General features: G+C 57.8%; 16 protein-coding genes and 4 rRNA genes (1 of these 20 cut by a window edge). 14 read left to right on the top strand and 6 right to left on the bottom strand.

The features are described 5' to 3' along the window. The 6 genes from B2J77_RS00725 to B2J77_RS00700 form a co-directional block, all read right to left on the bottom strand. Window positions 1-673 (bottom strand): 16S ribosomal RNA (locus B2J77_RS00725); it reaches 864 nt to the left of the window's first position. Between the two features lie 447 nt (window positions 674-1,120). Continuing rightward, window positions 1,121-1,236: ribosomal RNA gene (gene rrf / locus B2J77_RS00720) — 5S ribosomal RNA — on the bottom strand. Window positions 1,237-1,370: 134 nt separating this feature from the next. Continuing rightward, window positions 1,371-4,263 (bottom strand): 23S ribosomal RNA (locus tag B2J77_RS00715). A gap of 278 nt (window positions 4,264-4,541) precedes the next feature. After that, window positions 4,542-6,078: ribosomal RNA gene (locus tag B2J77_RS00710) — 16S ribosomal RNA — on the bottom strand. Together the 16S, 23S and 5S rRNA genes form the textbook arrangement of a ribosomal RNA operon. A 555-nt stretch (window positions 6,079-6,633) precedes the next feature. Then, window positions 6,634-7,854 (bottom strand): CaiB/BaiF CoA transferase family protein, encoded by a 1,221-nt coding sequence (locus B2J77_RS00705; RefSeq protein ID WP_078477796.1) that lies wholly within the window; start codon window positions 7,852-7,854, stop codon window positions 6,634-6,636. A gap of 13 nt (window positions 7,855-7,867) precedes the next feature. Further along, entirely contained in the window at window positions 7,868-9,049 is a 1,182-nt protein-coding gene (locus B2J77_RS00700) for an acyl-CoA dehydrogenase (RefSeq protein ID WP_058603709.1), read from the bottom strand. 157 nt (window positions 9,050-9,206) lie between these two features. Between B2J77_RS00700 and B2J77_RS00695 the strand changes: the two genes are divergently transcribed. The 14 genes from B2J77_RS00695 (at window position 9,207) to B2J77_RS00630 (ending at window position 24,622) form a co-directional block, all read left to right on the top strand. Next, window positions 9,207-10,112 carry a LysR family transcriptional regulator gene (locus B2J77_RS00695; RefSeq protein WP_078477795.1) on the top strand — a complete coding sequence of 302 codons (906 nt, stop codon included), beginning with the start codon at window positions 9,207-9,209 and terminating at the stop codon, window positions 10,110-10,112. A gap of 415 nt (window positions 10,113-10,527) precedes the next feature. Continuing rightward, the gene (locus B2J77_RS00690) at window positions 10,528-11,649 is read left to right on the top strand and encodes a Re/Si-specific NAD(P)(+) transhydrogenase subunit alpha (protein ID WP_078477794.1); all 1,122 of its coding nucleotides are present in this window, start codon (window positions 10,528-10,530) and stop codon (window positions 11,647-11,649) included. Between the two features lie 12 nt (window positions 11,650-11,661). Then, window positions 11,662-11,982 carry an NAD(P) transhydrogenase subunit alpha gene (locus B2J77_RS00685; protein ID WP_023532697.1) on the top strand — a complete coding sequence of 107 codons (321 nt, stop codon included), beginning with the start codon at window positions 11,662-11,664 and terminating at the stop codon, window positions 11,980-11,982. Next, complete coding sequence (locus tag B2J77_RS00680) at window positions 11,979-13,415, top strand: NAD(P)(+) transhydrogenase (Re/Si-specific) subunit beta (protein ID WP_078477793.1); 1,437 nt, start codon at window positions 11,979-11,981, stop codon at window positions 13,413-13,415. The genes B2J77_RS00685 and B2J77_RS00680 overlap by 4 nt, the downstream gene beginning before the upstream one ends. A gap of 184 nt (window positions 13,416-13,599) precedes the next feature. Next, window positions 13,600-15,093, top strand: a complete 1,494-nt coding sequence (locus B2J77_RS00675; protein ID WP_058603706.1) for an acetyl-CoA hydrolase/transferase family protein — start codon at window positions 13,600-13,602, stop codon at window positions 15,091-15,093. A 337-nt stretch (window positions 15,094-15,430) separates the two neighbouring features. Beyond that, window positions 15,431-15,646 (top strand): DUF1127 domain-containing protein, encoded by a 216-nt coding sequence (locus B2J77_RS00670; protein WP_027913215.1) that lies wholly within the window; start codon window positions 15,431-15,433, stop codon window positions 15,644-15,646. Between the two features lie 284 nt (window positions 15,647-15,930). Further along, window positions 15,931-16,248 (top strand): DUF2388 domain-containing protein, encoded by a 318-nt coding sequence (locus tag B2J77_RS00665; RefSeq protein WP_058638695.1) that lies wholly within the window; start codon window positions 15,931-15,933, stop codon window positions 16,246-16,248. Between the two features lie 29 nt (window positions 16,249-16,277). Further along, on the top strand, window positions 16,278-16,571 hold the full coding sequence (locus B2J77_RS00660) for a DUF2388 domain-containing protein (RefSeq protein ID WP_058638696.1): 294 nt from the start codon (window positions 16,278-16,280) through the stop codon (window positions 16,569-16,571). A gap of 36 nt (window positions 16,572-16,607) precedes the next feature. Continuing rightward, complete coding sequence (locus tag B2J77_RS00655; protein WP_058603703.1) at window positions 16,608-16,928, top strand: DUF2388 domain-containing protein; 321 nt, start codon at window positions 16,608-16,610, stop codon at window positions 16,926-16,928. Then, entirely contained in the window at window positions 16,925-18,880 is a 1,956-nt protein-coding gene (locus tag B2J77_RS00650; protein WP_078477792.1) for a DUF4105 domain-containing protein, read from the top strand. Before B2J77_RS00655 ends, B2J77_RS00650 begins: the two co-directional genes overlap by 4 nt. A 290-nt stretch (window positions 18,881-19,170) precedes the next feature. After that, window positions 19,171-20,478 carry a CitMHS family transporter gene (locus B2J77_RS00645; protein ID WP_058638698.1) on the top strand — a complete coding sequence of 436 codons (1,308 nt, stop codon included), beginning with the start codon at window positions 19,171-19,173 and terminating at the stop codon, window positions 20,476-20,478. Window positions 20,479-20,548: 70 nt separating this feature from the next. Further along, window positions 20,549-21,319 carry a TerC family protein gene (locus B2J77_RS00640; RefSeq protein ID WP_027913220.1) on the top strand — a complete coding sequence of 257 codons (771 nt, stop codon included), beginning with the start codon at window positions 20,549-20,551 and terminating at the stop codon, window positions 21,317-21,319. 207 nt (window positions 21,320-21,526) lie between these two features. Then, window positions 21,527-23,185 (top strand): Na/Pi cotransporter family protein, encoded by a 1,659-nt coding sequence (locus B2J77_RS00635; protein ID WP_058638700.1) that lies wholly within the window; start codon window positions 21,527-21,529, stop codon window positions 23,183-23,185. A 30-nt stretch (window positions 23,186-23,215) separates the two neighbouring features. After that, window positions 23,216-24,622 (top strand): M16 family metallopeptidase, encoded by a 1,407-nt coding sequence (locus tag B2J77_RS00630; protein ID WP_078477791.1) that lies wholly within the window; start codon window positions 23,216-23,218, stop codon window positions 24,620-24,622. Window positions 24,623-24,625 lie beyond the last annotated feature (3 nt).

The raw sequence follows: 24,625 nt of genomic DNA, 5'->3' as shown, positions 1-24,625 counted from the left end.
AAATTCCACCACCCTCTACCGTACTCTAGCTTGCCAGTTTTGGATGCAGTTCCCAGGTTGAGCCCGGGGCTTTCACATCCAACTTAACAAACCACCTACGCGCGCTTTACGCCCAGTAATTCCGATTAACGCTTGCACCCTCTGTATTACCGCGGCTGCTGGCACAGAGTTAGCCGGTGCTTATTCTGTCGGTAACGTCAAAATTGCAGAGTATTAATCTACAACCCTTCCTCCCAACTTAAAGTGCTTTACAATCCGAAGACCTTCTTCACACACGCGGCATGGCTGGATCAGGCTTTCGCCCATTGTCCAATATTCCCCACTGCTGCCTCCCGTAGGAGTCTGGACCGTGTCTCAGTTCCAGTGTGACTGATCATCCTCTCAGACCAGTTACGGATCGTCGCCTTGGTGAGCCATTACCTCACCAACAAGCTAATCCGACCTAGGCTCATCTGATAGCGCAAGGCCCGAAGGTCCCCTGCTTTCTCCCGTAGGACGTATGCGGTATTAGCGTTCCTTTCGAAACGTTGTCCCCCACTACCAGGCAGATTCCTAGGCATTACTCACCCGTCCGCCGCTGAATCAAGGAGCAAGCTCCCGTCATCCGCTCGACTTGCATGTGTTAGGCCTGCCGCCAGCGTTCAATCTGAGCCATGATCAAACTCTTCAGTTCAATACTGCTTGGGTTTTTAAGAAACCCTAAACTTGGCTCAGCAATCTCAAATGACTATGTGATTTCTCGCATGGCCACTTGTGATGCTGATAATCTTTCTGACTATCAGTCCGTACTCACAAGCACCCACACGAATTGCTTGATTCGATTTGTTAAAGAGCGTTTGGCCGAGAGTGCTTCGTCTCAACCGAGGCGCGCATTCTACGCTTTCCTCATTGCCTGTCAAGCGTTTATTTTGAAGTATTTTCGAAAAAATCGTTTAACTTCAACCACTTAACTCGCCTCGATCTCTCGCTGCGGGAGGTGAATAATACAGCATTCAAAAACGCTGTCAACCACCATTTTCCTACCGCTGGCTGGCTGCGTGGCCTACCAGGAAAAGCAAGAGCTTCTACTTAAAGACAAAACCCCTACCTGCATACGCAGATAGGGGTTTTGCGAAATGAATCTTGACGATGACCTACTCTCACATGGGGAAACCCCACACTACCATCGGCGATGCATCGTTTCACTACTGAGTTCGGGATGGGATCAGGTGGTTCCAATGCTCTATGGTCGTCAAGAAATTCTGTAGCCAGAATGTCCTGTTGGACAGCCCAGCGAATCCGGATATGTGATGTTTGTGATGTGTTGCGAACTTTCGGTTCATGTCATCTTCACCACCGCAATCTGCAGAAGCAAATTGCTTGGGTGTTATATGGTCAAGCCTCACGGGCAATTAGTATTGGTTAGCTCAACGCCTCACAGCGCTTACACACCCAACCTATCAACGTCGTAGTCTTCGACGGCCCTTTAGGGGATTCAAGATCCCAGTGAGATCTCATCTTGAGGCAAGTTTCCCGCTTAGATGCTTTCAGCGGTTATCTCTTCCGAACATAGCTACCCGGCAATGCCACTGGCGTGACAACCGGAACACCAGAGGTTCGTCCACTCCGGTCCTCTCGTACTAGGAGCAGCCCCTCTCAAATCTCAAACGTCCACGGCAGATAGGGACCGAACTGTCTCACGACGTTCTAAACCCAGCTCGCGTACCACTTTAAATGGCGAACAGCCATACCCTTGGGACCGGCTTCAGCCCCAGGATGTGATGAGCCGACATCGAGGTGCCAAACACCGCCGTCGATATGAACTCTTGGGCGGTATCAGCCTGTTATCCCCGGAGTACCTTTTATCCGTTGAGCGATGGCCCTTCCATACAGAACCACCGGATCACTAAGACCTACTTTCGTACCTGCTCGACGTGTGTGTCTCGCAGTCAAGCGCGCTTTTGCCTTTATACTCTACGACCGATTTCCGACCGGTCTGAGCGCACCTTCGTACTCCTCCGTTACTCTTTGGGAGGAGACCGCCCCAGTCAAACTACCCACCATACACTGTCCTCGATCCGGATAACGGACCTGAGTTAGAACCTCAAAGTTGCCAGGGTGGTATTTCAAGGATGGCTCCATGAGAACTGGCGTCCCCACTTCAAAGCCTCCCACCTATCCTACACAAGCAAATTCAAAGTCCAGTGCAAAGCTATAGTAAAGGTTCACGGGGTCTTTCCGTCTAGCCGCGGATACACTGCATCTTCACAGCGATTTCAATTTCACTGAGTCTCGGGTGGAGACAGCGCCGCCATCGTTACGCCATTCGTGCAGGTCGGAACTTACCCGACAAGGAATTTCGCTACCTTAGGACCGTTATAGTTACGGCCGCCGTTTACCGGGGCTTCGATCAAGAGCTTCGCTTGCGCTAACCCCATCAATTAACCTTCCGGCACCGGGCAGGCGTCACACCCTATACGTCCACTTTCGTGTTTGCAGAGTGCTGTGTTTTTAATAAACAGTCGCAGCGGCCTGGTATCTTCGACCAGCAAAAGCTTACGGGGCAAGCCCTTCACCTTCGCCGGCGCACCTTCTCCCGAAGTTACGGTGCCATTTTGCCTAGTTCCTTCACCCGAGTTCTCTCAAGCGCCTTGGTATTCTCTACCTAACCACCTGTGTCGGTTTGGGGTACGGTTCCCAGTTATCTGAAGCTTAGGAGCTTTTCTTGGAAGCATGGTATCAACCACTTCATCGCCTAAAGGCAACTCGTCATCAGCTCTCGGCCTTGAAATCCCGGATTTGCCTAAGATTTCAGCCTACCACCTTAAACCTGGACAACCAACGCCAGGCTGGCCTAACCTTCTCCGTCCCTCCATCGCAATAACTGGAAGTACAGGAATATTAACCTGTTTTCCATCGACTACGCTTTTCAGCCTCGCCTTAGGGACCGACTAACCCTGCGTCGATTAACGTTGCGCAGGAAACCTTGGTCTTTCGGCGTGCGAGTTTTTCACTCGCATTGTCGTTACTCATGTCAGCATTCGCACTTCTGATACCTCCAGCAAGCTTCTCAACTCACCTTCACAGGCTTACAGAACGCTCCTCTACCGCATCACCATAAGGTGATACCCGTAGCTTCGGTGCATGGTTTGAGCCCCGTTACATCTTCCGCGCAGGCCGACTCGACTAGTGAGCTATTACGCTTTCTTTAAAGGGTGGCTGCTTCTAAGCCAACCTCCTAGCTGTCTAAGCCTTCCCACATCGTTTCCCACTTAACCATGACTTTGGGACCTTAGCTGACGGTCTGGGTTGTTTCCCTTTTCACGACGGACGTTAGCACCCGCCGTGTGTCTCCCATGCTCGGCACTTGTAGGTATTCGGAGTTTGCATCGGTTTGGTAAGTCGGGATGACCCCCTAGCCGAAACAGTGCTCTACCCCCTACAGTGATACATGAGGCGCTACCTAAATAGCTTTCGAGGAGAACCAGCTATCTCCGAGCTTGATTAGCCTTTCACTCCGATCCACAGGTCATCCGCTAACTTTTCAACGGTAGTCGGTTCGGTCCTCCAGTCAGTGTTACCTAACCTTCAACCTGCCCATGGATAGATCGCCCGGTTTCGGGTCTATACCCAGCGACTAAACGCCCTATTAAGACTCGCTTTCGCTACGCCTCCCCTATTCGGTTAAGCTCGCCACTGAATATAAGTCGCTGACCCATTATACAAAAGGTACGCAGTCACCTAACAAAGTAGGCTCCCACTGCTTGTACGCATACGGTTTCAGGTTCTATTTCACTCCCCTCTCCGGGGTTCTTTTCGCCTTTCCCTCACGGTACTGGTTCACTATCGGTCAGTCAGTAGTATTTAGCCTTGGAGGATGGTCCCCCCATATTCAGACAAAGTTTCTCGTGCTCCGTCCTACTCGATTTCATTGATAAGAGATTTTCGTGTACGGGGCTATCACCCACTATGGCTGCACTTTCCAGAGCATTCCACTAATCTCAAATCAACTTAAGGGCTGGTCCCCGTTCGCTCGCCACTACTAAGGGAATCTCGGTTGATTTCTTTTCCTCAGGGTACTTAGATGTTTCAGTTCCCCTGGTTCGCCTCTTGCACCTATGTATTCAGTACAAGATAACCAGCTTGTGCTGGCTGGGTTCCCCCATTCAGAGATCTCTGGATCACAGTCTGTTTGCCGACTCCCCAAAGCTTTTCGCAGGCTACCACGTCTTTCATCGCCTCTGACTGCCAAGGCATCCACCGTATGCGCTTCTTCACTTGACCATATAACCCCAAGCAATCTGGTTATACTGTGAAGACGACATTCGCCGAAAATTCGCACGTCGCTCTTACGAGCAGAACTCACAAATTTTACCTTAGCCTGAATTCCAGCAGTGAAACTGGTCTTCAGTCTATTTCTATCACATATCCGAATTTTTAAAGAACGATCTGACAAAAGTCAGAAATCAACATTCACACCGGAATGTTCATTTCTGATTTCTCATCAGCAAATGAATCAAGCAATTCGTGTGGGAGCTCATCAGCAGGCTGATGTCGTCGATTAAGGAGGTGATCCAGCCGCAGGTTCCCCTACGGCTACCTTGTTACGACTTCACCCCAGTCATGAATCACACCGTGGTAACCGTCCTCCCGAAGGTTAGACTAGCTACTTCTGGTGCAACCCACTCCCATGGTGTGACGGGCGGTGTGTACAAGGCCCGGGAACGTATTCACCGCGACATTCTGATTCGCGATTACTAGCGATTCCGACTTCACGCAGTCGAGTTGCAGACTGCGATCCGGACTACGATCGGTTTTGTGAGATTAGCTCCACCTCGCGGCTTGGCAACCCTCTGTACCGACCATTGTAGCACGTGTGTAGCCCAGGCCGTAAGGGCCATGATGACTTGACGTCATCCCCACCTTCCTCCGGTTTGTCACCGGCAGTCTCCTTAGAGTGCCCACCATAACGTGCTGGTAACTAAGGACAAGGGTTGCGCTCGTTACGGGACTTAACCCAACATCTCACGACACGAGCTGACGACAGCCATGCAGCACCTGTGTCAGAGTTCCCGAAGGCACCCATCCATCTCTGGAAAGCTCTCTGCATGTCAAGGCCTGGTAAGGTTCTTCGCGTTGCTTCGAATTAAACCACATGCTCCACCGCTTGTGCGGGCCCCCGTCAATTCATTTGAGTTTTAACCTTGCGGCCGTACTCCCCAGGCGGTCAACTTAATGCGTTAGCTGCGCCACTAAAATCTCAAGGATTCCAACGGCTAGTTGACATCGTTTACGGCGTGGACTACCAGGGTATCTAATCCTGTTTGCTCCCCACGCTTTCGCACCTCAGTGTCAGTATCAGTCCAGGTGGTCGCCTTCGCCACTGGTGTTCCTTCCTATATCTACGCATTTCACCGCTACACAGGAAATTCCACCACCCTCTACCGTACTCTAGCTTGCCAGTTTTGGATGCAGTTCCCAGGTTGAGCCCGGGGCTTTCACATCCAACTTAACAAACCACCTACGCGCGCTTTACGCCCAGTAATTCCGATTAACGCTTGCACCCTCTGTATTACCGCGGCTGCTGGCACAGAGTTAGCCGGTGCTTATTCTGTCGGTAACGTCAAAATTGCAGAGTATTAATCTACAACCCTTCCTCCCAACTTAAAGTGCTTTACAATCCGAAGACCTTCTTCACACACGCGGCATGGCTGGATCAGGCTTTCGCCCATTGTCCAATATTCCCCACTGCTGCCTCCCGTAGGAGTCTGGACCGTGTCTCAGTTCCAGTGTGACTGATCATCCTCTCAGACCAGTTACGGATCGTCGCCTTGGTGAGCCATTACCTCACCAACAAGCTAATCCGACCTAGGCTCATCTGATAGCGCAAGGCCCGAAGGTCCCCTGCTTTCTCCCGTAGGACGTATGCGGTATTAGCGTTCCTTTCGAAACGTTGTCCCCCACTACCAGGCAGATTCCTAGGCATTACTCACCCGTCCGCCGCTGAATCAAGGAGCAAGCTCCCGTCATCCGCTCGACTTGCATGTGTTAGGCCTGCCGCCAGCGTTCAATCTGAGCCATGATCAAACTCTTCAGTTCAATACTGCTTGGGTTTTTAAGAAACCCTAAACTTGGCTCAGCAATCTCAAATGACTATGTGATTTCTCGCATGGCCACTTGTGATGCTGATAATCTTTCTGACTATCAGTCCGTACTCACAAGCACCCACACGAATTGCTTGATTCGATTTGTTAAAGAGCGTTTGGCTGAGCGTGTTTCGTCTCAACCGAGGCGCGCATTCTACGCTTTCCTCATTGCCTGTCAAGCGTTTATTTTGAAGTTTATTTCGAGAAACTCGTTCAACTTCAAACACTTGACTCGCTTCGATCTCTCGTAGCGGGAGGCGAATTCTACAGCGTTTCAACACGCTGTCAACCTTCTTCTCAACCGCTGCCGGTCTGTTCGATCGTAGCCCTTACAGCACCACCTGAACTAGCTAACCCATTGAATCTCAAGGAGTTTCGCGTTCCGATGTCGCTGGAAGTGGGGCGCATTATAAGGGGATTCGAAACCGCGTCAACCTTTAATTTCATATAAATCAAAAGCAAAGCGGGGGGCTGCCGCCCCCCGCTTATCTATAGATGCAATGACCCGCTAGATCACCCCGGCCACCCGCAGTCGCTCCACTTCGGAATCCGGCACACTTAGCAGCGTCTTCAATACGCTCTCCGTATGCTCACCCAGAAGCGGTGGCGCATGCCTGTACTCAACAGGCGTCTGCGACAAGCGAATCGGCGAAGCGACCTGGGGCACTGTCCCCGCCAGCGGGTGCGCCATGGTCACCGCCAGTTCTCGCGCCATTACCTGGGGATCACTAAACACCTGCGCCAGGTCGTTGACGGGCCCGCACGGCACACCTACTGCTTCCAGATCACTCACCCACTGCGCCGTCGTTCTGAATACCGTCACCTGGCGGATCAAAGGCACTAGTTCGCCTCTATTGGCCACACGCGCCTTATTAGTAGCGAACCGCGGATCATCCGCCCACTGAGCATTTCCAGCCACCTCTGCAAACTTGCGAAACTGGCCATCGTTGCCCACGGTGAGAATGAAATCGCCATCGGCCGTGGGAAAGTCCTGATAAGGCACGATATTCGGATGCGCATTGCCGAGTCGCCGCGGCGGCGCGCCCGTTGTCAGGTAATTCATCGCCTGATTGGCCAGGCACGCCACCTGGACATCCAGCAGGGCCATGTCGATGTGCTGACCTTCACCACGCTGCTCCCGATGAGACAGTGCCGCCAGAATCGCCACCGTCGAATACAGCCCGGTAAGAATGTCCGTCAGCGCCACCCCAACCTTCACAGGCCCCGCACCCACCTCACCCTCCGGCAGCCCTGTCAGGCTCATGAGCCCCCCAAGCCCCTGAATCATGAAGTCATAGCCCGCACGCTGCGCGTAGGGACCTGTCTGCCCGAACCCGGTGATCGAACAGTAGATGAGCTTCGGATTGACAGCCTTCAGGCTGGGATAATCCAACCCATAGCCCGCCAAGCCACCTACCTTGAAGTTTTCAATGACGATATCGCTCTTGGCAGCCAACTCGCGAATCAGTCGCTGGCCATCGGCCTGGGTAAAGTCGATCGTGATCGAACGCTTGTTGCGGTTGGCCGCCAAATAATAGGCCGCCTCGCCGGTACTGCCACCCTCGCTGTCCTTGAGATAAGGCGGCCCCCACGCCCGCGTGTCATCCCCCTTACCTGGGCGCTCGACCTTGATTACATCGGCACCCAGGTCCGCAAGGATCTGACCAGCCCATGGCCCCGCCAGTACCCGTGACAGATCCAGCACGCGTAGATGCGAAAGCGCTCCCATGACCGCCTCCTTATCAATAGAAAGCCTGGATACCCGTCTGCGCACGCCCCAGTATCAGAGCATGCACGTCATGGGTGCCTTCGTAGGTATTCACCACCTCAAGGTTCACCAGATGACGCGCCACGCCGAATTCGTCCGAGATGCCATTACCGCCCAACATGTCACGCGCCATGCGGGCGATGTCCAGCGCCTTGCCACATGAGTTGCGCTTCATGATCGACGTGATCTCGACAGCAGCCGTGCCCTCATCCTTCATGCGCCCCAAGCGCAAGCAGCCTTGCAGCGCCAAGGTGATCTCGGTCTGCATGTCGGCCAGCTTCTTCTGAATCAGCTGGTTGGCCGCCAGCGGCCTGCCAAACTGCTGCCGGTCCAGGGTGTACTGCCGCGCTGTGTGCCAGCAGGCCTCGGCAGCGCCTAGCGCTCCCCAGGAAATCCCGTAGCGCGCAGAGTTCAGGCAAGTAAAAGGCCCCTTGAGCCCGCGCACCTCAGGGAACATGTTCTCCTCGGGCACAAACACGTTGTCCATCACAATCTCACCCGTCACGGAGGCGCGCAGCCCGACCTTGCCATGAATGGCCGGTGCACTCAGGCCCTCCCAGCCCTTTTCCAAAACGAAACCGCGGATGTCACCTGCATCATCCTTGCCCCATACCACGAACACATCAGCGATAGGACTGTTGGTGATCCACATCTTGCTACCGGTCAAGCGATAGCCGCCCTCGACTTTCCGGGCACGCGTGACCATCGACCCCGGGTCCGACCCATGGTTGGGCTCAGTAAGGCCAAAGCAACCAATCCACTCGCCACTGGCCAGCTTGGGCAAGTACTTCTGCTTCTGTGCTTCGGAGCCAAATTCATTGATCGGCACCATCACCAGCGACGACTGCACGCTCATCATCGAGCGATACCCCGAGTCGATGCGCTCTACCTCGCGAGCAATGAGCCCGTAACACACGTAGTTCAGACCGCTCCCACCGTACTGCTCCGGAATCGTGGCGCCCAGCAGCCCCACTTCACCCATCTCACGAAAGATCGCTGTATCTGTCTTCTCATGACGGAACGCTTCAAGCACACGCGGAGCCAGCTTGTCCTGGGCGAACTGATAGGCACTGTCTCGAACCATGCGCTCCTCTTCAGTGAGCTGTTGATCCAGCAAGAGGGGGTCGATCCAGCTAAAGCTTGCTTTGGCGGCCATGAGTGCATTTCTCCCAGAACGGTGGATGACGTATGCCGTGATCCTAGGCCGGGCAAACGGCGAGGACAAACGACGTTTGTGCACCCAGGAGTGCTATTTTCTCACTCATAAATAAGTGAAAACCCAAAAATCGATCATCCACGAGTGAGGGATAGGCATGCGTCGGAAGATACCCAGCACTACCGCCCTGGTTTGCTTCGAGGCTGCCGCACGCCACGAAAGCTTCACCAAGGCTGCCCAGGAACTGTCGCTGACCCAAGGCGCTGTGTGCAGGCAGATCGGCAGCCTTGAGGGCTTTTTGAACGTCGAGTTGTTCCGCCGCTCACACCGGGGCGTGAAGCTAACCGAGGCAGGGCTGTCCTACAGCCGGCAAGTGGCGGCGCAACTCGATGCGGTAGAGCGCGATACGCTGTCGGTGATGCGTCAGCAGGGCGCCAGCGTGATCGAGCTTGCAGTGGTGCCCACGTTCGGCACTCAATGGTTGCTGCCGCGCTTGATGGATTTCCAGCAGCGCCAACCCGATGTCACGGTCAACCTGACCAATCGCACAAGGCCTTTCCTATTTGCCGATACCAGCTTCGATGCCGCCATCTACTTTGGTGACGGTGATTGGTCAGGCACTCGGTCGCACAGGCTGATGGGTGAAAATCCTGTCCCTGTCTGCAGCCCCGCATTGCTCGGTGGCAGGCAAACCCTCCAGGCTCACGACATTGCACAACTCCCCCTGCTGCAGCAAAGCACCCGGCCCTATGCGTGGCGCCAGTGGTTCAGTAGCGTCGGCATTTCTGTAGCAACCGACATGACCGGCCCCCGCCTTGAGCTTTTTTCAATGCTCGCACAAGCGGCCATGCACGCAATGGGGGTCGCGCTCATTCCACCCTTTCTGATTCAACGCGAGCTCGGCGAGGGTAGGTTGGTGGTCGCTAACAGGCATGTTCTACGTAGCGACAGGGCCTACTATCTGATGATTCCGGAGCGCAAGGTCGAATCGACCACGCTGGATGCATTTCGTGAATGGCTAGTGGCGCAGGCGGCGAACTTCGCGGACACCAAAGAAAGCTGACCCCGTAGTCAATTATAATTTACACCTACAGATATAATTATCTGTCGCATTTAAATAACCATATTGCAATGCTTCTGACGGTGATAAAGTGCTCCCGCGTTCTTTAATCAGGACTCTGTTTGCGACATTCGCCTGCCTACACGCGAAAAATTCAGATTTTCCGCTGAAAATCGCCATAACCTGGCGAATAAAGATGCTTGAGCGCTTGTGACAGATTAGCTGCGACATCTGGTCACATGGTGACTTGTAGTTATTGTTTGGTTTCGCTCCAAATTCTATTGAAGCCCGTTCGGTTCGTCTGCAAAATGCTGTGCCCGCCCAGGATTGGGCGGTAAGGCCCTTAGCCGCTCCGGCGCACCCTACGAAGTGCGCTGGCCTCAAAAATATAAAAAAGGTCATCGCAGGAGAAATAGTCGTGCACATTGGTGTTCCGCTCGAGACGCAGGCCGGCGAGACAAGGGTCGCCGCGACGCCTGAAACCATCAAGAAACTGATAGGTCAGGGTCATCAGGTTACGGTCCAGCAAGGCGCTGGGGTCAATGCCAGCATTCCGGACAGCGCCTATGAAGCTGTCGGTGCCCGCCTAGGCTCGGCGGCTGAAGCCTATGGCGCGCAGTTGGTGCTCAAGGTAGTCGCGCCAACCGATGATGAACTGGCGCTGATGAGCAGCGGCAGCCTTCTGGTCGGCATGCTCAACCCGTTCAACAACGACGTTATCGCCAAAATGGCCGCGCGCGGCCTCACGGCTTTTGCGCTGGAGGCCGCGCCCCGAACTTCCCGGGCACAAAGCCTTGACGTGCTTTCGTCCCAAGCCAACATCGCCGGCTACAAGGCTGTATTGCTGGCCGCGCATCACTATCCGCGCTTCATGCCGATGCTGATGACAGCCGCCGGCACGGTGAAGGCCGCGCGCGTCTTGATCCTGGGGGCAGGGGTGGCGGGGCTGCAAGCGATTGCGACGGCCAAGCGTCTTGGCGCCGTCATCGAGGCATCGGACGTGCGCCCTGCGGTGAAGGAGCAGATCGAATCGCTCGGTGCCAAGTTCATCGATGTACCGTACGAGACCGATGAGGAGCGCGACTGCGCCCAAGGCGTCGGCGGCTACGCAAGGCCCATGCCGGCAAGCTGGATGCAGCGCCAGGCTCAGGCCGTACACGAGCGCGCTCGGCAAGCAGACATCGTCATTACCACCGCACTGATCCCGGGCCGCAAGGCGCCTACCCTGTTGAGCGCCGACACGGTTGCCCAGATGAAATCAGGTTCGGTGGTCATCGACCTGGCAGCGGCCCAAGGCGGCAACTGTCCATTGACCGTGGCCGACGAGGTCGTGCATGCCCATGGTGTCACCATCGTAGGCCCAACGAACCTGCCAGCCCTGGTCGCAGCGGACGCTTCGGCCCTTTACGCACGCAACCTGCTGGACTTCACGAAACTGCTGTTCGACAAGGACGGCGCCCTGACCATCAACCTCGAAGACGACATTGTCGCGGCCTGCCTGATGTGCCGCGACGGTCAAATCGTCCGCAAGAACGGCTGAGGAGCACGACAAATGGAAGACATGCTGATTTCCCATGGCATTTATAACCTCATCATTTTCGTGCTGGCCATTTATGTGGGTTATCACGTGGTCTGGAACGTCACACCGGCCTTGCACACCCCGCTGATGGCAGTCACCAACGCAATATCGGCCATCGTTATCGTTGGTGCCATGCTCGCCGCTGCGCTGACGGTCACACCTGCCGGAAAGGTGATGGGCACGCTCGCCGTGGCCCTGGCTGCAGTCAACGTGTTTGGCGGGTTCCTGGTCACCCGCCGCATGCTTGAAATGTTCAAGAAAAAGGTCAAGAACGAGGGGCAGAAGTCAGCATGAGCATGAATCTGGTAACGCTTCTGTATCTGGTCGCTTCGGTGTGTTTCATCCAGGCGCTCAAGGGCCTGTCCCATCCCACTACATCCCGGCGCGGCAACCTGTTCGGCATGATCGGCATGGGTATCGCGATCCTCACCACGGTCGGCCTCATCTATAAGCTCGGCGCTGAGCTGGCCACGGCCGGTATCGGCTATGTGATCGTCGGGTTGTTGGTGGGCGGCACCGCGGGCTCAGTGATGGCCAAACGGGTCGAGATGACCAAGATGCCTGAGCTGGTCGCCTTCATGCACAGCATGATCGGCCTTGCTGCGGTATTCATCGCCATTGCCGCGGTGCTCGAGCCCCAGTCGATGGGCATCGTCGCCGCCATCAGCGATTCGATCCCTACGGGCAACCGCCTGGAGCTGTTCCTGGGGGCAGCCATTGGTGCCATTACTTTCTCGGGCTCGGTGATCGCCTTCGGCAAGCTGTCGGGCAAATACAAGTTCCGCCTGTTCCAGGGTGCGCCGGTACAGTTTGCCGGTCAGCACAAGCTCAACCTCATTCTCGGCCTGACTACCATTGCGCTGGGGCTGCTGTTCACCTTCACCGGCCACTACAGCGCCTTCACCCTCATGCTGGTTCTGGCGTTCATCATGGGCGTGCTGATCATCATCCCGATCGGCGGGGCGGACATGCCGGTAGTGGTGTCGATGCTCAACAGCTACTCGGGCTGGGCGGCGGCAGGGATCGGCTTCTCGCTGAACAACTCCATGTTGATCATCGCCGGTTCGCTGGTAGGCTCGTCCGGGGCGATTCTGTCCTACATCATGTGCAAGGCCATGAACCGCTCGTTCTTCAATGTCATCCTGGGCGGCTTTGGTGGTGATGCCGAAGCTGGCGCTGCCCAAGGGTCCACGGAGCAGCGCCCGGTGAAATCCGGTTCGGCCGACGATGCGACCTTCCTGCTCAGCAACGCCGACAGCGTGATCATCGTTCCCGGCTATGGCCTGGCCGTAGCCCGCGCCCAGCACGCACTCAAGGAACTGACCGAGAAGCTCACGCACAACGGCGTCACCGTCAAATACGCCATTCACCCGGTGGCAGGACGCATGCCCGGGCACATGAACGTGCTGTTGGCAGAAGCCGAAGTACCCTACGATCAAGTGTTCGAGATGGAAGACATCAATGCCGAGTTCGGCCAGGCCGACGTAGTCCTGGTATTGGGCGCAAACGACGTGGTCAACCCGGCCGCCAAGAATGACCCCAAGTCACCCATTGCCGGCATGCCGATTCTCGAAGCCTTCAAAGCCAAGACCATCATCGTCAACAAGCGCTCCATGGCCAGCGGCTACGCCGGCCTGGACAACGAGCTGTTCTACCTCGACAAGACCATGATGGTATTCGGCGATGCCAAGAAGGTCATCGAAGACATGGTCAAGGCCGTGGAGTGAGGCAGGTTCGGTTCTGACCCTATGAACGAGAAGCCTTGGTCGGTAACGGCCAGGGCTTTTTCATTTATTGATCCGGATCAACGGCCATGTAGCGGCGAGGGTAATACGACCATGGTCGCGGGACGGCACCGGTCTAAATCACTAGACTGCGCTGCAGTAGCTTAGTAGCCCGAGATAACAATCCATGTACCGTGATCGCATCCGCTTGTCCTCCCTGCATAGCAAGGTAATGAGTGCGGCCGACGCCGCTGGCCTGATCGAGGACGGCATGACCGTCGGCATGAGCGGCTTCACCCGCGCCGGTGAAGCCAAGGCCGTCCCCCACGCGCTGGCCGAACGCGCCAAGCAGTCGCCACTGCAAATCAGCCTGATGACCGGCGCGAGCCTTGGCAACGACCTGGACAAACAGCTGACCGAAGCCGGTGTACTGGCCCGCCGCATGCCATTCCAGGTGGACAGTACGCTGCGCAAGGCCATCAACGATGGCAAGGTCATGTTCATCGACCAGCACCTGTCGGAGACCGTCGAGCAACTGCGCAACCAGCAACTGAAGCTGCCCGACATTGCCGTGATCGAAGCGGTGGCCATCACCGAGCAGGGGCATATTGTGCCGACCACCTCGGTTGGCAACTCGGCAAGCTTTGCGATCTTTGCCAAGAAAGTGATCGTCGAGATCAATTTGTCGCACAACCCGAATCTGGAAGGGCTGCACGACATCTATATACCTACATATCGTCCTACTCGTACGCCCATCCCATTGGTTAAGGTAGACGACCGCATCGGCAGTACCGCCATTGCCATCGACCCTGCCAAGATCGTGGGCATCGTCATCAGTGACCAGCCCGATTCGCCCTCGACGGTGCTGCCACCCGATGACGAAACCCAAGGCATTGCCGACCACCTGATCAGCTTCCTGAAGAAAGAGGTGGAAGCAGGGCGCATGACCAACCGGTTGGGCCCCTTGCAGGCGGGGATCGGCAGCATTGCCAACGCCGTGATGTGCGGGCTCATCGACTCGCCGTTCGAAGACCTGACCATGTACTCCGAGGTGCTGCAGGACTCCACCTTCGACTTGATCGATGCGGGCAAGCTGCGCTTCGCCTCCGGCAGCTCCATCACCCTGTCCAGTCGTCGCAACGCCGACGTGTTCGGCAACCTGGAAAAGTACAAGGACAAGCTGGTGCTGCGCCCGCAGGAAATCTCCAACCACCCCGAAGTGGTTCGGCGCCTTGGCATCATTGGTATCAACACTGCCCTGGAGTTCGACCTCTATGGCAACGTCAACTCCACGCATGTCTGCGGCACCCGAATGATGAACGGCATTGGGGGTTCCGGCGACTTCGCCCGTAATGCACACCTGGCCGTATTCGTGACCAAGTCGATTGCCAAGGGCGGCGCCATCTCGAGTGTGGTCCCTATGGTCAGCCATGTGGACCATACCGAGCATGACGTGGACATTCTGGTCACCGAGCAAGGTCTGGCCGACTTGCGCGGCCTGGCTCCTCGGGAACGTGCCAGGGCGATCATCGACAACTGCGTGCACCCTGACTATCGCGCGGCCTTGAACGACTACTTCGAGCGCGCTTGCCTGCGGGGCGGGCACACGCCGCACATCTTGCGTGAAGCGCTGGCATGGCATGAAAACCTCGAAGAAACAGGTCGCATGCTTGCCCTGTAACACGCTCTGAAGTACGCACAAACCTCAAAGGGTCGCTTAGCGACCCTTTTTTGCGTGCTCAACGAAACAGATACCAGCAAGACTCTATAGAACTGTACTACTGTACTGGTTTTTACACTCAAGCCTGTCAACGAGCCAAGCAAATTGTATAAACTTGCACCATATTTGTGCGCACCAGTACAGTTAAGTCACTTTCGAGTGCAACAGTAGCGTTACACAGTTAACTGGCTTGCCGTCTTTACCTGCAACTGTATCTACTGTTATGGACAAGAGGGGAGGATCATTGGCATCAGTTAAATCACTATCTAATGCCGCCATAAGCGGAAGGATGATCATCATGGAACGTACCCTCAGTTCCGGTCTGGTTTTTGAAAGCACCGCCAAGCAATCCAACGCTTCGTTCCCCCTGCGCGTAGCTTCCACTCTGCTGCTTTGGCAGCGTCGTATGGCCAGCCGTCGTCAACTGGCTCGCCTGGATGCACGCCTACTGGCAGACGCCGGTATCAGCGAATCGCAGCGCTACGAAGAGTTGAGCAAGCCTTTCTGGCGCTAATCGCCTGGGCCAGCCTGACTGGCAGCGTTAATCTCAAAAACCCGTCGCAGGGCCCTGCGACGGGTTTTTTGCTTCTGCTTTAAAGAAAATTCGCGCGAACGGTACAGTTCCTTCAATTTATTTATCAGGCATAACAGTTGAGCGGCGCTCTATCATTAACATCTTGATACAGCACAGCGTGATACGCTTCGCTTAACTGTCTGGTAGAACCGACTGTCATACCCTAGGCAAGGGCCGTTGCCCACGTTCCCAGCTGGATTTCCTTACACCAGGAGCTAACGTTCATGACCCGTAATTACCTCATTGGCGCTGCGCTGATGCTTGGCCTGGCTGGTACAGCCAGTGCCAGCAGTTTCGTCGTCACCACCGACACCGTGGTACGAGGCGTCGCTGCCTCTACCAACGCCACCTCCGATGCGTCTTCATCTTTGCGCGACAACAAAATCGTGCAAGCAGCCCGCGACGACGCCGCCAGCTTCGTCGCCAGCCAGGGCAGCATCCGAGGCGCCAAACTCGAAAGCGCGCTGGTTCACATCCGTGCCCAGGCACCTGCCTTGCACGCCAGCGACGAGCAGCTGGCTCAAGCCATCCTGGCTCTCTGAGTCAGCAGGCCGCCCCCAGCTGATCGCTCATGCGTTTTCTGCTATTACCCCTGCTCTGGATCGCAGGCATAGCCACGGCTCACGCGCTGGACACCACTACCCAAGGCCTGGTGATCTCGGGTTACGTCACGACCCAGGTCACCACTGCACCTTTTGATCGCAAGCTCATAAGCGCAGCGCGCGACGATGCGGCAGTGTTCGTTGCCACCGACGGTCGTGTGCGCGGCGCACGGCTTGAGGCAGCCCTTGAAGCCATTCGCGTGCATAAACCCGCGCGCTCTGCCAGCGACCTGGAACTGGCGCGAGCAATCCTCGTCGAATGAGTATCCTTTTCCTCCCAGTATTTTCGGAGATGCTCCATGCGTAAACCGCTGATTGCCGCTACTCTCGGCATGTTTCTGCTGGCCGACCTGGCCCAGGCCCAGACCTTGGTGGCCACCAGCAACATCATCGTGCGCGCCTTTGGCCGTTCGATCGACTTCACGTCAGATACCACGACATCCATTCGCGATTCCAAAGTGGTACGTGAAGCTCACGACGATGCAGCCAGCTTCGTAGCCAGTAACGGCGATATCCGTGGCGCGCAACTGGAAGCGGCGTTCACGACGTTGCGCGAGCGTGTACCGCAGGCACGCGATGCCAGTGATCAGGTATTGGCCGAAGCTATTCTCGCGCTGTGAAGTTACTGCGTGCCGGGTGGTTCGGCGGCCTTCTGACACTGCTTGGCACGCCCGCGCTCGCAGACTTGCACCTTGACCTGCAAACCGCCGACCTGACCCCGCAGCAGGTCAGCGCCAGCCAGGCGCTGCTCGACCAAGCGATGGCTAGCCTGCCACCCTCGTTCAAACAGCGGCTTGATCGCACCGTCAGCGTCAGTTGGAGCGACCAGATGCCGCCTGACGCCTACGGCCAGGCATCACTGGTATCCAGCTTGATGCTCAATCGGCGCCTGCTGCCAAGCCTTTCCGACGGCACCGCGACCACCGAGCTGACGCATCGGCCCCATGGCACTGTGCGCAACGAACTGTTGGCGACCGTGGTGCACGAGCTCACTCATATCTACGACCGCGCCCGGTTATGGCCGGGGGAACAGCATGCCGTGCTCACTCGATGCAACCGCCTGCAAGGCACTGTCGGGAACATCGGCCTGCCCGGAGAGTGTCGCGGCCAGGCGGGGCGACGGTTCACGCTCAGCGATGACCCACGTCTGTTGGACCTCGCCGGCTGGCCCCAGTACGTAGGCCGGCGCGGCGAACGCGAACAGCATAACGGCCAGTTCGTGCGCAGCCCCGACCGCTACGAGCTGAGCAGCCCGAAGGAATACGTCGCGGTCAATATGGAGTACTTCCTTCTCGACCCTAGCTATGGCTGTCGCCGCCCCGCGCTCAATCGGTACCTGACACAACATTTTGGCTGGAGCCCACCCCAGGACGCCTGCGCCAAGGGCCTGCCGTTCATCAATGCCGGTAGCGACTTCGCGCGCCAACCCCTGGGTGAAGTCGACCCCGAGCGGGTGTACGAGGTGGATTACCTGCTGGCCGAGGCCAACCAGAACCTGGTCAGCCGCTGGGGGCACAGCATGCTGCGCTTGGTCATCTGCAAACCCGGCCGGCCACGAGGCCCGGACTGCCGCCTGGATCTCGATCAAAGCCTGGTGCTCTCGTACCGCGCTTTCGTCAACGACGTCCAGTTGTCCAGTTGGGATGGGCTGGTCGGCGTCTACCCCTCGCGGTTGTTCGTGCTGCCGCTGGGGCAGGTCATCGATGAATACACCAAGACCGAACTGCGCAGCCTGGCCTCGGTGCCGCTCAAGCTCAATCGAGAGGAGATCGAGAACCTGGTCCGCCAGGCCGCCGAGATGCACTGGAGCTACGACGGCAACTACTGGTTCCTGTCCAATAACTGCGCGGTGGAATCGCTGAAGCTGCTGCGCAGCGGTACCGCCAACCCAAAACTCAACGACCTCGACAGCATCATGCCCAATGGCCTGCTGGCCGTGCTCGACGGGCGTGGGCTGGCTGACACCAGCGTGCTGGACGATCCGCGAGAGGCACTGCGCCTGGGCTACCGCTTCGACTCGTACCGCGACCGTTATCAGGCCATGTTCGACGTCCTGAAGAAGCAGCTGCCGGTGAAGCAGACCAAGGTGGAGGATTGGTTGGCCCTGGACGCCGAACAACGCAAGCCCTGGTTCGACCAGGCTGACCTGCGCACCAGTGCAGCCTTGCTGCTTCTGGAACAGGCGGGCCTGCGACGGCAACTGCTATTGGCCCAGGACGAGGTCAAGCAACGCTACCTCAATGCCGCAGCGCTCAAGGATGGCAGCGTCGACAAGGCCGATGCCACCCTCAAGCAGATGCTCGCCAACAGCGGTTTCCTGAGCCGCCCGGCTGAACTGCTCGATACCACCGGCTACGGGCTGCCGCAGCAAGCAGAGCGGGTTCACCTGGAAAAGGTCAGCAGCGAACGCCAGGCGCAGCTGCTGCGCTTGAGTACCAACCTGGACAAGGAGGTGAGGGCGCTACTGGAGCCTTCCCGTGCGAGCCAGATAGCGGCAGTCGAAGCCAACGTGAAGCACATTGGAGAGCATCTTCGCGCATTGCACAAGGCAGCGGGTGGGCTGCAGCTGTAGCGGCCACCACAGCCCACTCACGCGCCTTCCCTACCTTTTGTCACCCTTGTTCGAGCGAAAGCTGGCTGAAAGCTTGCGCGCATAGGATAGCCCCATTGCCGGCACAGACCGGTCAGCCAGGGCGAGGTACGTGCCCCGCCCGGCGCATCCAACAACAACAATGGTGATACCGATGCCTTTCCGTGCCCGACTTCTCTCAGTCTTGTTCGACCCACTCCACGCACAGCGTCCTGCACGCTGACCCGCCCGAACCGTCTTCTTTTTCGTCGCGCCTCGCCTGGAGTATTGCCATGCTGACCTTCCTCGGCTTCGCCATGGTCGTCACGTTCATGTACCTGATCATGACCAAGCGCCTGTCGGCCTTGATCGCGCTGATCCTTGTGCCCATTCTGTTCGCCATCTTCGGCGGTTTCGCCAGCAAGATCGGCCCCATGATGCTCGAGGGCATCAGCAAGCTGGCGCCCACCGGCGTCATGCTGATGTTCGCCATTCTCTACTTTGCCCTGATGATCGACTCCGGCCTTTTCGACCCTGCGGTGCGAAAGATCCTCAAGCTGGTCAAGGGCGACCCGCTCAAAGTGTCGGTAGGTACCGCCGTGCTGGCCCTGGTGGTATCGCTGGACGGTGACGGCGCCACCACCTACATGATCTGCTGTGCGGCCATGCTGCCCATGTACAGCCGCCTGGGCATGAGCCCGCGCATCATGGCGGGGCTCATCATTCTTGCCGGCGGGGTCATGAACATGACGCCATGGGGCGGGCCCACAGCGCGGGCGGCCAGCGCCTTGCACGTGGACCCTTCCGATATCTTCGTGCCCATGATCCCAGCGATGCTGTTCGGCGTAGTGGCAATTCTGGCCATTGCCTACCTGTACGGCAAACGCGAACGTGCCCGCTTGGGCGAGCTGCACCTGCCAACCGACGATGTCGATCACAGCGACATCAGCGTCTCGCAATATCCAGAGGCACGCCGGCCTAAGCTGCTGTACTTCAATGGCGCACTGACCGCTGCATTGATGGCAGCCCTCATCGCCGGCCTGCTGCCGCTGCCAGTGCTGTTCATGATCGCCTTCAGCATCGCCATGATCGTCAACTACCCATGCCTGCAACAACAGAAAGACCGTATTGCAGCCCACGCCGGCAGCGTGCTGGCGGTCACCGGTCTGATCTTCGCCGCAGGCATCTTCACCGGCATCCTATCAGGCACCGGCATGGTCGATGCCATGTCCAAAAGCCTGCTGGCCGTCATTCCCGAAGCCCTGGGCCCGTACCTGGCGGTGATCACGGCGATCGTGAGCATGCCCTTTACCTTCTTCATGTCCAACGACGCCTTCTACTACGGTGTCCTGCCGGTGCTGGCCGAAGCGGCAAGCCACTATGGCATCAGCCCGGTCGAAATGGCCCGTGCATCCATCGTCGGGCAGCCGGTACACCTGCTGAGCCCGCTGGTACCCTCGACTTACCTGCTGGTCGCCCTGGCCGGCATCGAATTCGGGGATCACCAACGCTTCACGCTCAAGTGGGCAGTGCTGGTGTGCCTGTGCATAATGTTCGCCGCGCTGATGATGGGCATTTTCCCGCTGTTCAGCAGTCTCTGATAACAGACCTCTCTCCACCGCAATGCGCCTCGATGCAGGCGCATTGCCTATACCGCTCAAAGGAAAACACATGGAATGGCTGACCAGCCCGGAAATCTGGGTTGCCTTTTTCACCCTGACCGCGCTTGAAATCGTTCTGGGTATCGACAACATCATCATGATCTCGATCCTGGTCAGCCGCATGCCCAAGCACATGCAGCCGCGTACCCGGATCTTCGGCCTGGCCCTGGCCATGGTGACCCGCATCATGCTGCTGCTGTCCATCACCTGGGTAATGCGCCTGACGGACGATCTGTTCGTGGTCCTGGGGCAGGGCATATCCGGACGTGACCTGATCCTGTTCTTTGGCGGCCTGTTCCTGCTCTGGAAAAGCTCGCAGGAGATCTACCATGGCCTGGAAGGCGAAGAAGAAAACGCCGATGAACCCAAGGGCTCTGGCGGCAAGTTCCTCTACACCATCATCCAGATCGCGATCATCGACATTGTTTTCTCGCTCGATTCGGTGATTACCGCTGTCGGGATGGTGTCGCACGTGCCGGTGATGATCGCCGCAATCATCGTCGCCGTGCTGGTCATGATGGCGTGCGCCGGCACCATTGCCGACTTCATCGACAAGCACCCTTCGTTGAAGATGCTCGCGTTGTCGTTCCTGATCGTGGTAGGTACCGTGCTGATCGCCGAAGCATTCGATGTGCATGTCCCTAAAGGCTACGTTTACTTCGCCATGGCCTTCTCCCTGGCGGTCGAAGCCATCAATATCCGCATGCGTACGTCGTTGGCACGCAAAGCCGGCAAGGAACACGAGGCCGTGAAACTGCGCAAGGATGTGCCGGGTCAATAACCACGCGCGTCACGAAATATAGGGCTCTGCGGGGCCCTTTGCGCATCCCGCAGCCCTGGCCGCGGATGTTTGAAAATCATGACAGCCATGCGAAGCTGGCGGCAGCGGCATATTAGAACTAAAGCTTGAACAGGCCTGTGCAAATAGCACTGCGCCCACGTCTTTTCGACTGGCCAGCTTGGCCGGTGCAATCAGGGGGCTCTCGTCATGCTGACCCTACTCAACCTGCTTTCGGCAGTCACATTGCTGGTGTGGGGCACGCACATCGTGCGAACCGGCATTTTGCGGGTATTCGGTTCGGACCTGCGACGCATCATCGGCCAGAACATGGACAAACGTCCGCTGGCCTTCATCGCGGGCATTCTCGTCACTGCAATGGTGCAGAGCAGCAACGCAACCGCAATGCTGGTCACCTCATTCGTGGGCCAGGGCCTCATGGCCATGACCCCGGCGCTGGCCATCATGTTAGGGGCTGACGTGGGCACCGCGCTCATGGCCCGTGTACTGACCTTCGACTTGTCCTGGCTTTCGCCCCTGCTGATTTTCCTGGGGGTGATCTTCTTCCTTTCACGCAAGCAGACCCGTGCTGGCCAACTTGGCCGCGTCGGCATCGGCCTGGGCCTGATCATCCTGGCGCTGGAACTGATCGTCCAGGCAGCTGCCCCCATCACCCATGCCCAGGGCGTAAAGGTGCTTTTCGCCTCCCTGACCGGCGACATTCTGCTCGATGCCCTGGTCGGTGCATTGTTCGCCATGGTGTCGTATTCGAGCCTGGCCGCCGTCCTGCTCACCGCCACACTGGCAGGGGCCGAGGTGATCAGCCTGCCCGTGGCCATAGGCCTGGTGGTCGGCGCCAATATTGGTAGCGGCCTGCTGGCGTTCATCAGCACCAGCATGCAGAACGCTGCTGGCCGCCGCGTGGCGCTGGGCAGCCTGCTGTACAAGCTGATCGGCCTGCTGTTGATCATCCCTGTGCTCCACCCGCTGGTGGACTGGATGGACACACTGAGTTTCAGCCCGCAGGAGCTGGTCATCGGCTTCCACTTGCTCTACAACACTGCCCGTTGCCTGATCATGCTACCTACGGTCAAGCCCATGGGACGGCTGTGCAACAGCCTGTTGCCAGAGCGCGAGCGCGACAACGGGCAGATACGCCCGCGCCATCTCGACGCCTCGGCCTTGGAAACGCCCAGTCTGGCGCTGGCCAATGCTGCCCGGGAGACGTTGCGCCTGGGGGATATCGTCGACAACTTGCTCGAAGCCATGCTTGGCGCACTGCGCGGCACCCAGGCTGCACTGCCTCAGCAGGTGCGTGCACTTGGGGAGGATGCCGAGGGCCTGTACAGCGCCATCAAGTTATACCTGGCGCAGATGACCCGCGAGGATCTCAGCGAACACGACAACCGTCGCTGGGCTGAGATCATCGAGCTGGCGATCAACCTCAAGCTGGCCTGCGACCTGATCGAACGCATGTTGCGCAAAGTCCAGCAGCAGAAGACCAGCCAACGACGCGCCTTTTCCCAAATGGGGCTGGAAGAACTGACCGGGTTGCAAGAGCAATTGCTGGCCAATCTGCGCCTTGGCCTCTCGGTATTCCTCAGCGCCGACCCGGAAAGCGCGCGTCTGCTGCTGCGCGAGAAGCGTCGTTTTCGCGCCCAGGAGCGGCGCCTGGCCCATGCCCATGTCAGCCGCCTGCAGCGCAAAGTGGTACAGAGCATCGAGACCAGCTCCATCCACCTGGAGCTCATCGCCGACATGAAGCGGTTGAACTCTTTGTTCTGCAGCAGTGCCTATGTGGTACTGGGCGGCTCGGACACGGGCGGGCTGATGCTCGACAGCGTGCCGGACGAAGCCCCTCTGCCGTGATGTCGCCGACCTGAGGACCCCCGCTCGCCCATGCGTTGCCTGATGTTCATCTGCCTGCTGATGTTTAGCCTCTGCTCCTTTGCCCTGGACCGCGCTCGCGTGGAGGGCTACCTGCTGCCCAACGGCCTGCAGGTCATCCTCAAGGACGGCTACGAACGCGACCATGTGTCCATTCGCCTGGTCGTGGGCGTGGGCCTGGACGACTTCGGCTGTGACCAGAAGGAACTGCCGCACCTGTTGGAGCACTTGCTGTTCAATGGGGTGGATGATACGGGCGAAGGAGGCCTCGAAGAGCGCCTGCAGGCACTGGGTGGCGAATGGAATGCGTTCACGGGCAATGCCGACACCACGTTCGTGATCGAGGCGCCCGCACGCAATCAGCGCAAGGTACTCGACCTGTTGCTGTCGATCATTCGCGACACCCAGATCGACGCCAAGGCCCTGGCGACTGCCAAGCGCATCATTGAGCGTGAGGACGGTGGCCACTACGGGCATCTACAGCGCTGGCTGGACCGGCAAGACATCGGTCACCCCGCCGGGCAGCAATTGGCAACGGAATTGGGCTTGAAATGCCCCGAGCGTTCCAATCTCGACGACATGACCCTCGAACAGGTCCAGGGCCTGCGCGAGCGTTGGTACGCGGCCAACAACATGACACTGATCATGGTGGGAGGGCTGGACCGCCTGTTGCCCGCCTACCTGGAAAGAACCTTCGGCGAACTCCCGGCCACCGAGCCGGAAGACCGCCGCGACCTGGAATCGATCAGCCAAGAAGCCAAGCAACGGCGCGACCTGATGCACGGCTGGCTGGGCGACACGGCCAAACTCCACTGGCTGTTCATCGAGCCGGTGCTGGACAACGACCACCAGGCCACCCTGGATCTGCTCTCCCGTTACCTGGACTGGGCAGTATATGACCAGCTGCGCCTGCGCAATGGCCTGTCCTATGGGCCCTCGGTCCAGCGCGAGAGCTTCGGTGATACCGGCCTGCTCAGCCTCAACGCCGACCTTGAGCGCGATGATATAGGAAGGGCGATCGAGGTCATGCGGCGCTTGTTCGATCACTTGCGCGAGCAGGGCCTGGACCCGGACACCTTTGCCCGCATCAAGCAAGCGAGCATCGCCAAGGAAAGTTGGGCAACCCAGGGCAACAGTGCCCTTGCCGATTATTACTGGGGCGCACTGAACGACTACACCGACGGCCGCTTCGCCAGCCCTGTGCGTCAGTTGCAGCGCGTGACCCTGGAGCAAGCCAACCAGGCGCTCGAGCAGTTGCTCGCCCATGAAGGCTACATTCGTATCGAAAAACCGCTGCTCGGGTACGACGAGCTCTATGGCCTGTCGTTCCTGCTGGCAGGGTTGCTGCTCGCCGCATGCCTTCTGCGCTGGCGTCGACAGGCCCCTGACAAGCCAGGCGGTGCTACTCGGCACATGTGAAAC

This window comes from Pseudomonas parafulva (assembly GCF_002021815.1).
In the GTDB taxonomy this organism is placed as follows: domain Bacteria; phylum Pseudomonadota; class Gammaproteobacteria; order Pseudomonadales; family Pseudomonadaceae; genus Aquipseudomonas; species Aquipseudomonas parafulva_B.
Note: the sequence above shows the minus strand (reverse complement) of the source record. Positions and strands in the feature narration are given on the sequence as shown.